Genomic DNA, 1,778 nt, shown 5'->3' with positions numbered 1-1,778 from the left:
GACATTTTGAAAAAGGTGTGTAACATAGTGGATGTATTCATGAATATTGACGTCAATTGGGTTTTAGAGAATTTAATAATCGCCGATATTCATGGGTACACCTAACCTTATTTAACTATTTTTATGCTTTTTTTAATGAGTCTCCCGGCCCAAGGTTTTCGCTTAGGCGAAATTTTCTGCGCAAAGAGAGGGTATCTTTAGTTAGTTTATCTCATCTTTTTTCACCGCAAGCGCTGGGGAATTAAACCCAACTAAGATTAAAAAGTTATGGGGATTCGTCAGCCTCGGGGTGCAACGGCTAGCGCCTTACTCTATAGTATTATTGAAACAGCAAAAGCCAACGACTTGCTTGTCGATAACTATTTACAAACATGTCTAGATGAACTTGCTAAGAAGCCAGGGAGCCTTACTCATCTGCTGCCTTGGAACTTCAAACAAGGCTAGATGTATTTCCCCACACGCTCACATAAATAGTATCAGGAAATACATCATCAAACGGTGGTACAAATTGTGAAATTGACCCAATATTTTTAAATTGTAGGCAAAACGATAATTATCAGTGGTAAAATTTCCCTTAAATATAGAAAGGCAATTATCTCTGGATTCACGAACACAATGGATTGTTTTTACATTTGGCAATGCTATTTTTATAAGAGCAATCAATAACATATTAAATGGTAATTTATCTGATAGATAAACAGAGTCTTTATTCATTTGTCCTATTTGTTTAAGATAACTATGACCGACATTTTCTAACTGATTTTTGAAATAGGTGTTTAAGGCTGGAAATAAAAAACCAGTTTCCTCAGTCAAAAACTGATTTGTGCCAAGTTTGAAAAAATAATCGAGCTATCCGGCACCATGCACCTTGGTATGCGTAGATAATATCTTATCGACTAAAGTAGTGCCTGAACGCGGCATACCGACAATAAAAAATGGTTTTTCTGATTTTTCAGCTGTCAACTGGAGTTTTGCTATTGCCTCCTTATTGAAAGTTTTCATAATGTTATTTATAAAAACCTGATCAGATTCAATAGTATAATTAAATCTGTTAAACCTCAGTGTATTGCCTTGTTCTAGATACTTAAAAGCTTCTACAAAATCGTCAACATCTTCATAGGCTTTCGCTAAAGCAAAGGAAAGTTGAATTTTGTTTTCTGTTGGTAATTTGTCTCTCTGGTGCTGTTCCAGCATTAAAGCAATATGACTATCCTTTTGATCAGTATACTTATGAATAGAAGAGTAAGTTAAATGTGCCTCTGAATAGCCTGGTTGTATGGTAAAGGATTATTGATAATAGAATGATGCCTGCGCTAATTTCCCCTGTGATTTAAGCAAATTCCCCAGATGGTAAAGCGCCTTAACATTTTGTCGGTTTCCATAAATTAATTGTTCAAATATAGCTTGAACTTGGCTTCCCTCTTGTGACCAATATCCGCCCGAGATAATCCTTTACATCCAGTAATCTAGGCCCAAGTTCAATAGCTTTTCGACAAATTTCTCATTTTTCTCTAACTTTCTGACTTGTATTAATAGCATGCTCAAGCTCAGATATCCCATAGAAAATTTAGGCTTTTCTACAATTGCTTTTTATAGTAGCTGATTGCTTTGATAAAGTTTCGTTGAGATCTACAGATATCACCTAAGCCAGTCTGGTGCCAATTATAACGTATATAACCAAAGTTCCTGTGCTTCGTTTATTCGTAAGCGTATAGGGATCGGCACCTAGCCGCGCTCAATATTCCATGGTAACAGCGGTTCAAGGTTGTTTGGTTGCT

Annotated in this window: 2 protein-coding genes and 1 pseudogene; 1 reads left to right on the top strand and 2 read right to left on the bottom strand. The window is 36.1% G+C overall.

The window, feature by feature from the left end:
* Nucleotides 1-282: 282 nt before the first annotated feature.
* Nucleotides 283-444 (top strand): annotated as a pseudogene (locus MTCD1_RS18205) (transposase domain-containing protein); the annotation flags it as partial.
* Between the two features lie 18 nt (nt 445-462).
* Here the strand turns inward: MTCD1_RS18205 and MTCD1_RS22725 are convergent.
* Together MTCD1_RS22725 and MTCD1_RS18195 are read right to left on the bottom strand one after the other, a co-directional pair.
* Nucleotides 463-813 carry a sulfotransferase gene (locus MTCD1_RS22725; protein ID WP_057183664.1) on the bottom strand — a complete coding sequence of 117 codons (351 nt, stop codon included), beginning with the start codon at nt 811-813 and terminating at the stop codon, nt 463-465.
* 36 nt (nt 814-849) lie between these two features.
* The gene (locus MTCD1_RS18195; RefSeq protein WP_057183662.1) at nt 850-1,194 is read right to left on the bottom strand and encodes a sulfotransferase; all 345 of its coding nucleotides are present in this window, start codon (nt 1,192-1,194) and stop codon (nt 850-852) included.
* Between the last annotated feature and the right edge of the window lie 584 nt (nt 1,195-1,778).

Source organism: Colwellia marinimaniae, assembly GCF_002207865.1.
Classification (GTDB): Bacteria; Pseudomonadota; Gammaproteobacteria; order Enterobacterales; family Alteromonadaceae; genus Colwellia; species Colwellia marinimaniae.
The sequence above is the reverse complement of the archived record's forward strand: the minus strand, read 5'-3'. Positions and strand labels throughout refer to the sequence as shown.